A 7,257-nucleotide genomic window follows, 5' to 3' on the forward strand; every position below is an offset into this window, starting at 1 on the left:
GTGCGGTCGTGGCGCCGACCGCCGCCGGGTACGACGTCAACCCGGGCACCGCCCCCGACGCGCTGCTCGACCTGCCGTGGGGGCTCGCGGCCGGGCTCACCGCGGCCGTGACCGTCGTGGCGGTACTCGCCTCGCTGCTGGCCCAGCGTACGGTCTCCCGGGCCGATCCGGAGGAGGTGCTGCGTGACACCCGGTGACACCACACCCGACGACGTCGTTCTGCGCGGCACGGATCTGCGGCGCAGCCACCGTGCCGGTGACCGCCTCGTGCCCGTGCTGCACGGGGTCACGCTGTCCGCCCGGCGGGCCTCGGTCACGGTACTCGAAGGGCCGTCCGGCTCGGGCAAGTCGACCCTGCTGCGCCTCCTCGCCGGTCTGGACCGGCCCGACGACGGAACCGTGGAACTCGCCGGGACGGAGCTCACCCGGCTCTCCGCCCGGCGCAGGCGCGCCCTGCGCCGCACCCGGATCAGCTGGCTGCACCAGGAGCCGACGGCGAACCTGGTGGACTACCTGACCGCGGCGGAACACGTCGAACTGGCCGCCCGGCTGCGCCGGTGCGCGGTGGACGTGCCCGCCGTGCTCGACCTGGTCGATCTCGCGCACCGGGCCCGGCACCGGCCACGCGCCCTCTCCGGTGGCGAGCAGCAACGGGTGGCGCTGGCCGCGGCCGTGGTCGGTGCTCCCGACGTGGTGGTGGCCGACGAGCCCTCGGCACATCTCGACCCGGCCGCCACCGGGCACGTCGCCGAGGTGCTGAGACGCCTGGCCGGACGGGGAACCACGGTGCTGCTGGCCAGTCACGACCCCCGGATCACCCGGCTCGCCGATGCCACCGTCCGGCTGGTCGACGGCCGGAACGCGGAATCACCGGAAGATGAGGATCGGCCGTGACCGGGCCACTGCTGACGCTGTCCGGTGTGCGCCGATTCGACCGACCGGGTGCGGACGGGCGGGACGGAACCCCGTCCGGCGGGAAAGCACTGTCCGTGGTGGACTTGCGGCTGGACCCGGGCGAGCTGGTCGCGCTGACCGGACCGTCCGGCTCCGGGAAGAGCACGGTGCTCATGGTCGCGGGCGGCTGGGCCGTCCCGGACCGGGGCACCGTCACCGTCCACCCCCCGCTGCCGCCGGTCGACGTGCGTGAGCTCAGCTGGCGGCACCTCGCCTTCGTGCCGCAGTCACTGGGGTTGCTCGACGAACTCACCCTGGCCGAGAACATCACGCTCGGCCTGCCCGCCCGGGAACGCGGCGGGAACGAGGCCGTTTCCCGGGTGCTCGACGCGCTCAACCTCCGGGAACCGGCGCACCGTCCGGCCGCGCGCACCTCCCGGGGTGAACAGCAGCGCGCCGCGCTCGGCCGTGCGCTCGTGGGCGGGGCCGCCCTGCTGCTCGCCGACGAACCGACCTCCCACCAGGACCGCCGTCGTGCCGACCTCGTGTGCGCGGCGTTGCGCCGCGCCGCCGAGGCGGGCACCGGCGTCCTCGTCGCCACCCACGACCCGCTCGTGGTCGCACACGCCGATCGGGAGATCGCGCTGACGTGACCGGGCCGCCGCGGGCATGATCGGTGGATGAGCACCGGACCGACGGACCTGGCGGCGGCACTGTCCTCGTTCGACCAACTGTGGAGCCCGCGCGTGGTGACCACGGTCAACGACTACGACGTGCGGGTGGCAAAGGTGGCGGGCGAGCACGTCTGGCACGCCCACGACGACACCGACGAGTTCTTCCTCGTGATCGACGGCGAGCTGCGTATCGCTCTGCGCGAACCGGACGGCGAGCGGACCGTGGTACTGGGCAAGGGGTCGGTGTTCGTCGTCCCGCGCGGCGTCGAGCACAAGCCCTCGTCCGAGCACGGCGCAGCACTGCTGCTGTTCGAACCGTCCGGCACCTCCAGCGTCGGCGACCGGCACGACGAAGTCCCCGACCACGTCGACGCCACGACCGGCCACACGCTCGACCGACCGGTGAAACGTGCCTCGTCGGGAGAGGATCGTTGACCCAGCTCCTCCGAGCCCACGGCCATCCCCTGACGCTCACCCTCACACTGCTCGTGTGCCTCACGCTGTCGGCCACCCTCCTCGCGCTGAGACGGTCCCGGAACGGCCACCTACCCTCCCCGTCGACACGCACCGTGGCGAGCACGGCAGCGGCGACGGCGACCCTGTTCGTCTTTCACACCACCCTGGTCAGCGGTGGCGGTCCGAGGCGGTCCACCCTGTCCCTGATCCCGGGCGCGGACACGCTGCCGGGCCTGGCCGATCCGACGGTCTTCGCACACACGGTCGGTGGACTCCTGCTGAACGTCGCGTTGTTCGTGCCCCTCGGTATCGCCGTGTCGGCCCACCACATCGCGGGCGGCCTCGACGCGCGGGCCGCGGCACCCCTGGCCGGAGCGACGCTGTCGTTGATCGTCGAAAGCGCCCAGTACGCCCTGGCCCGCGGCGTGACCTCGGTCGACGATCTGGTCGCCAACACCCTCGGCGCGTGGCTGGGCTGGTTGATCGCCTGCCGGACACGACGTGCCGCGGTCCGGCCCCGGCCAGCCGAGGGCGAAGGGATCGCGGATGAGACCGAGGGCGTCGGGAACGCGTTCCCTCCCACGGTCAGCGGCGCAGCACGAGCCCGCGGAGGAAGGCGGCCTGGCCCGCGTGCTGGAGGTCGTCGGCGATCACGCTGACCAGCCGCACTCCGAGGGTGACCGGCGGGTCCCACATCGCGTCGATGACCACGTCGAGGTCGTCGTCATCCAGACGTTCGAGGTAGGCGACCGTCTGCTCGTACACCGCGTCGTGGTACTCGGTCAGCAGCGTGGGTGAGTCGACCCGCACGGCGGCGACCTGCTCGCTGCTGTGACCGAAGCCCGTGTCGTCGGTCGGCAGCGACAGTGCGAAGCGGTCGGCGAAGCCCTGCGCCGTCCAGACCTGCTCGGCGCCCGCGACGTCGGCGACGTGGTCGTCCTGCACCCGGGTGAGATGCCACAGCAACCACGCGATCGTGTTCGCGTCGCGGTCGAGACGGTGGTTCAGGGTGTCGGCGTCGAGTCCGTCCGCGGCCTGCGCCACGGCCTCCTGCACACGCCCGTACCCGTCGAGGAGGATGTCGATGGCGTTCATGCCGAAATTCTGGTCGCCCACGGCGGTTCCCGCTGGGATCATCACACCGTGGCACCACCGCAGACCCCGCCGACCCCGGGGGACTTCGCCGACCTGGCCCGCTCCACGCCGCTCCGGTGGACCACGCTGCGGTTCACCCTGATCCGGCGCGCGGGTGAACCGGCGCCCGCCGACCGGGGCACGGTCCCCGGGTCGGTGCCGGACTGGACCACCGACGGGGTGCGTGCCCGGCTGCGCCGCCCGGACGCGTTGCGGGTGGAGACACGGGACGGCACCCCGCTGCAGGTGACCCGCACCCCGGGAGACCCCGGGCGCGACGACGAGTTGATGTTTCAGGACTATCACTGGGTCGCGATGCTGAACCCGGTCGAGTTGGCCGACGGGGAACACGAGGACATGGGGGACGGAGACCCCCTGCGGTTCGACGATCTCCGCGTCGTGCGGCACCACGGCAGGCCCGCCTGGCAGGCCGACGTGCTCCCCACCGGCTTCTACGCCCCGCGCTGTCCGTGCTGCCCGCTGCTCTTCTCCGCCGAGAGCGAGGACGCCGGCGGCGACGACGACTCGGAGTGGTTGCTGCGCAACCGGTACCCGGAGTTGCGCTACCCCGAGGCGCACCGCGTGCGCCTGGATGTCGCCACCGGCGTGTGCGTGTCCACCGAGGAACTCGGCGGCTCCCGGCCCGGGAGGGGACACGACGTCCGGATCGAGGCGGTCGACGAGCCGATGCCGGATAGCCTCTTCAGTGACGCCGCCCGCCGCCCGCCCGGGCCGTGGGGGCGCGGGTGACGGGAGGGAAGGCGTGACGACGTTCGTTCTGCTGCCGGGGGCCGGGTCGGCCCCGTGGTACTGGCACCGCGTGACACCGCTGCTGCACGAACGCGGCCACGAGACCGTCACCCCCGCCCTGCCCTACGCCGACGACACGGCGGGGCTGCGCGAGTACGCCGACACCGTCGTGGGGGCGATGGCCGGCCTCGACGCACCCGTGCTGGTGGCGCACTCGATGAGCGCCTTCACCGCACCGCTGGTGTGCCGGCGCGTTCCGGTGGCACACCTGGTGCTGCTCGCCCCGATGATCCCGGCACCGGGCGAGACCCCGGGCGAGTGGTGGGACAACACCGGGCAGGCACGGGCGCAACGGGAACTGGCGGTGCGGCAGGGCCGCGATCCGGACGCCGCGTTCGACGTGACGGAGCTGTTCCTGCACGACGTCGACCCGGCGCTGGCGCGGCAGGCCCTCGACCTGGGTGAACGCGAGCAGTCGGCGACCCCGTTCGCCGAACCGTGGCCGCTGGACGCCTGGCCGGCCGTGCCGACCCGCGTCCTGCTGGGCACCGACGACCGGATCTTCCCCGCCGACTTCCTCCGCCGCCTGACCCGCGACCGCCTCGGCCTCACCCCCGAGGAGATCCCCGGCGGCCACACCGCGATGCTCAGCCACCCACACACCCTGGTCGAAACCCTCCTCACCCCGACCCCCGCGAGTTGACCCCCCATGCCCGCGAGTCGCCACTCCATACCCGCGAGTCGCCGTTTCCCGCCCGCGAGTCGCCGTTTCCCGCCCGCGAGTTGCCACTCCATGCCAGCGAGTTGACGCGCCATGCCCGCGAGTTGGCGCGCCATGCCTGCGGGTTGGCGTTCCATGCCCGCGAGTCGCGGTTCCACACTGCTGAGTCGGCGTACCGGGCGCGCTCACGACCGCGCCGCCGCTGTGCCCTGTCGGATGACGCGACGCTCGGCATCGTGAGGGCGGATCGCGCGAACTCACGGGTATGGAGTGTCAGATCGCGGAGGCGAAGCGACAACTCGCGGGTTTGAGGCGTCAACTCGCGGGCATGGGGCGGCGACTCGCGAGGGTGTCGGGGCGGGCCGACCGGACAGGCACCCGTGTGTCCTTTGCGGACAGAACGAACTTCTGTCAGGGGGTGTGCGTAGGTTCGGGGTGGTAGCGCACGGGCGACCGTTCAGGAGGTAGGGCGCATGTACGAGCAGACCCGATCCGGCCGGGGCTCCGGAGGTCCCCACGCGACATCCCCGCACTCCCCCGCCCCGCATCACTGGCACGCCTTGGACGACCTGCTCGCGGAGATGTGCGAACGGACCGGCGGGCGTCTGGAGGACCTGCACGACCGGGGCCGGGGCATTCTCGAACACTGCCGACCCGATCCCGCAGTCCCGATCGCCGACGTCCGGAGCCGGAACGCCACACCGGTGTGGACGCACGTCCACCGGGTCGTCGGCTCGCTCGCGCACCTGGAGGACGCCGCCCCGGACGACGCCAGGGCGATCCGGGCGATCAGCGCGGACGTGTACGCGCTCGCCGAACGACTCGCCGTCTTCCCGGCGGAGCCACCCACCTGAGCGGCACGCCCCGCACCCGGATGGCCTACACCGGACGACCCGACGTCGTGCCGTCGGCGTTGGCCGTCAGGACCATGCTGCCCACCATCGTCGGGACCACGCTCGGGGGACGGTGACCTTTCGGATTGCGGAACCCGGGTGTCCGCCGGAGGGTTGAAGGCAAACACGACCGTTCTCGCCCCTCGTGTCCATGCCGCGACCGTTCGGGGAGCCGGTCGATGGCCGGTACGGGAGAGTGTCCGAAACGGTCGCCGAGGCGCAGCGCAGGGCGAGGAAGCGACCGCCGGCCGACCCGACACCCCGACCGCAAGAGAACCACACGGACACCCCGACGAGGAGACGAGTATGGGTTCATTGGACGGCAAGGTCGCCTTCATCACCGGAGCGGCACGGGCACAGGGCCGCAACCACGCCGTGCGGATGGCCGAGGAGGGCGCCGACATCATCGCCGTCGACCTCTGCGACCAGATCGACACCGTGCCCTATCAGATGTCCACTCCGGACGATCTCGACGAGACGGTCGGGATGGTGGAAGCGCGGGGGCGGCGTATCGTCGCCCGCGAGGCGGACGTCCGCGACCCACTGGCACTGCAGGCGGCCTTCGACGCCGGGCTCACCGAGCTCGGTCGGGTCGACATCGTGGTCGCCAACGCGGGGATCGCCGCGCTCGCGCCCGAGGAGACCGACCCGGTCCAGGCGTTCAACGACACCATCGCCACCAACCTCGCCGGCGTCCGGCACACCGTACACGCGGCCGCACCCACCATGATCGAGCAGAATCGCGGCGGAGCGATGGTGCTGACGAGTTCCACCCAGGGGCTGTCCGGCCGCGGCGGCAACGGCACCGGCGGGCTCGACGGCTACACCGCCGCGAAACACGGCGTCGTCGGGCTGATGCGCTCCTACGCGAACTGGCTCGCCCCGCACGGCATCCGGGTCAACACCCTCCACCCCACCGCCGTCCGCACGCCGATGGTGGAGAACGAGACGGTCCCGGCGTTCATGAAGGACTACCCCGACATGGCGAACGCGATGGCGAACCTGTTGCCGGTGGAGATGATGGACCACGACGACACGACCAACGCGGTCCTCTGGCTGGTCTCCGACCGAGCCCGCTACGTCACCGGTGTGACGCTGCCGGTGGACGCGGGTTTCTGCGTCCGGTGACGTCCACACCCCCGACACCCACCGGGCGCCGGACGATCCGGGTCAGGAGGGCCGGGATTTCGCGTCCTCCCGCTCGGACGGGGCCGGCGGGACGTCCCGGTCCGGTGCGCACGCCCGCCACAGGTCCGCGCCCAGGTCGGTGATCCGCAGGGTGCGGCGGGTGAAACCGGTGCGGGGCGCGCGCCCGGCGGCCGCGACGACCGTCTCGTCGGTGACGAGCACGTCGTACTGGGTGTCGAGCGAGCGGTCCTCGTCACTGAGCTCGACGAGGCCGAGTGCGTGCAGCCGGGTGACGTAGGCGGGCACGTGCCCGGGCAGGGCCACACCCGCCGCCTTGCCCACGGTGGAGGCGCCGCGCAGCAGGACCCGACCGGGCCTGCCGAACGTGGACCGCGCGGTGACGTCGAGTACCGGGAAGGGGGTGCCGTCGGCGAGGACGGAGAGGATACGGGCCTCGTCCGGAGCGAGCTGGGCGAGCACCGTCGCGTACAGGTGTTCCCGTGCGCGCGTCTCGTCGGTGGAGGTGTCGAGCAGGTCCGCCATCTGCCGGCGGAGCCGGTCGGGTGGTTGCGCCGCCGGGAGCGCCGGCGGCCGGCCGTCGCCGCCC

11 protein-coding genes are annotated in these 7,257 nt (G+C 72.6%); 9 read left to right on the forward strand and 2 right to left on the reverse strand.

Features of this window, described 5'->3' with window-relative positions; all coding sequences use genetic code 11:
* The 5 genes from ACTIR_RS0107645 to ACTIR_RS27815 form a co-directional block, all read left to right on the forward strand.
* Window positions 1-197 (forward strand): hypothetical protein (locus tag ACTIR_RS0107645; RefSeq protein ID WP_233345852.1); only part of this gene is annotated, 197 nt, incomplete at its 5' end.
* Window positions 184-894, forward strand: a complete 711-nt coding sequence (locus ACTIR_RS22240) for an ABC transporter ATP-binding protein (RefSeq protein ID WP_084789358.1) — start codon at window positions 184-186, stop codon at window positions 892-894. The genes ACTIR_RS0107645 and ACTIR_RS22240, both read left to right, overlap by 14 nt.
* Window positions 891-1,547 (forward strand): ABC transporter ATP-binding protein, encoded by a 657-nt coding sequence (locus tag ACTIR_RS0107655; protein ID WP_026453824.1) that lies wholly within the window; start codon window positions 891-893, stop codon window positions 1,545-1,547. The genes ACTIR_RS22240 and ACTIR_RS0107655 overlap by 4 nt, the downstream gene beginning before the upstream one ends.
* 27 nt (window positions 1,548-1,574) lie before the next feature.
* A complete protein-coding gene (locus ACTIR_RS22245) occupies window positions 1,575-2,003 on the forward strand; it encodes a cupin domain-containing protein (RefSeq protein ID WP_052583764.1) in 429 nt (142 codons plus the stop codon).
* A 134-nt stretch (window positions 2,004-2,137) separates the two neighbouring features.
* Window positions 2,138-2,683 (forward strand): VanZ family protein, encoded by a 546-nt coding sequence (locus ACTIR_RS27815; protein WP_161629625.1) that lies wholly within the window; start codon window positions 2,138-2,140, stop codon window positions 2,681-2,683.
* Here the strand turns inward: ACTIR_RS27815 and ACTIR_RS0107670 are convergent.
* Complete coding sequence (locus tag ACTIR_RS0107670) at window positions 2,610-3,119, reverse strand: mycothiol transferase (protein WP_026453826.1); 510 nt, start codon at window positions 3,117-3,119, stop codon at window positions 2,610-2,612. The genes ACTIR_RS27815 and ACTIR_RS0107670 overlap by 74 nt on opposite strands.
* Before the next feature lie 48 nt (window positions 3,120-3,167).
* Here ACTIR_RS0107670 and ACTIR_RS0107675 point away from each other — a divergent pair, with 48 nt between their 5' ends.
* The 4 genes from ACTIR_RS0107675 to ACTIR_RS0107695 all read left to right on the forward strand — a co-directional run bounded on the left by ACTIR_RS0107675 (window position 3,168) and on the right by ACTIR_RS0107695 (window position 6,650).
* A complete protein-coding gene (locus ACTIR_RS0107675) occupies window positions 3,168-3,908 on the forward strand; it encodes a hypothetical protein (RefSeq protein ID WP_026453827.1) in 741 nt (246 codons plus the stop codon).
* 13 nt (window positions 3,909-3,921) lie between these two features.
* Window positions 3,922-4,611 (forward strand): alpha/beta fold hydrolase, encoded by a 690-nt coding sequence (locus ACTIR_RS0107680; protein WP_026453828.1) that lies wholly within the window; start codon window positions 3,922-3,924, stop codon window positions 4,609-4,611.
* A gap of 491 nt (window positions 4,612-5,102) precedes the next feature.
* Window positions 5,103-5,483 carry a hypothetical protein gene (locus ACTIR_RS0107685; RefSeq protein ID WP_026453829.1) on the forward strand — a complete coding sequence of 127 codons (381 nt, stop codon included), beginning with the start codon at window positions 5,103-5,105 and terminating at the stop codon, window positions 5,481-5,483.
* Window positions 5,484-5,828: 345 nt separating this feature from the next.
* Window positions 5,829-6,650 (forward strand): mycofactocin-coupled SDR family oxidoreductase, encoded by an 822-nt coding sequence (locus tag ACTIR_RS0107695; RefSeq protein WP_026453830.1) that lies wholly within the window; start codon window positions 5,829-5,831, stop codon window positions 6,648-6,650.
* Window positions 6,651-6,692: 42 nt separating this feature from the next.
* Here the strand turns inward: ACTIR_RS0107695 and ACTIR_RS22250 are convergent.
* Window positions 6,693-7,257: Abi-alpha family protein (locus ACTIR_RS22250; protein ID WP_084789359.1), on the reverse strand; the 565-nt coding region annotated here is incomplete at its 5' end.

It is taken from the genome of Saccharomonospora iraqiensis subsp. iraqiensis, assembly GCF_000430445.1.
Classification (GTDB): Bacteria; Actinomycetota; Actinomycetes; order Mycobacteriales; family Pseudonocardiaceae; genus Saccharomonospora; species Saccharomonospora iraqiensis.

What these genes read in the sequence shown, in the direction of transcription:
- ACTIR_RS0107695 (WP_026453830.1), top strand. Translation starts at nt 5,829, where the DNA reads ATGGGTTCATTGGACGGCAAGGTCGCCTTCATCACCGGAGCGGCACGG.
- ACTIR_RS22245 (WP_052583764.1), top strand. Translation starts at nt 1,575, where the DNA reads ATGAGCACCGGACCGACGGACCTGGCGGCGGCACTGTCCTCGTTCGAC.
- ACTIR_RS0107685 (WP_026453829.1), top strand. Translation starts at nt 5,103, where the DNA reads ATGTACGAGCAGACCCGATCCGGCCGGGGCTCCGGAGGTCCCCACGCG.
- ACTIR_RS0107670 (WP_026453826.1), bottom strand. Translation starts at nt 3,119, where the DNA reads ATGAACGCCATCGACATCCTCCTCGACGGGTACGGGCGTGTGCAGGAG.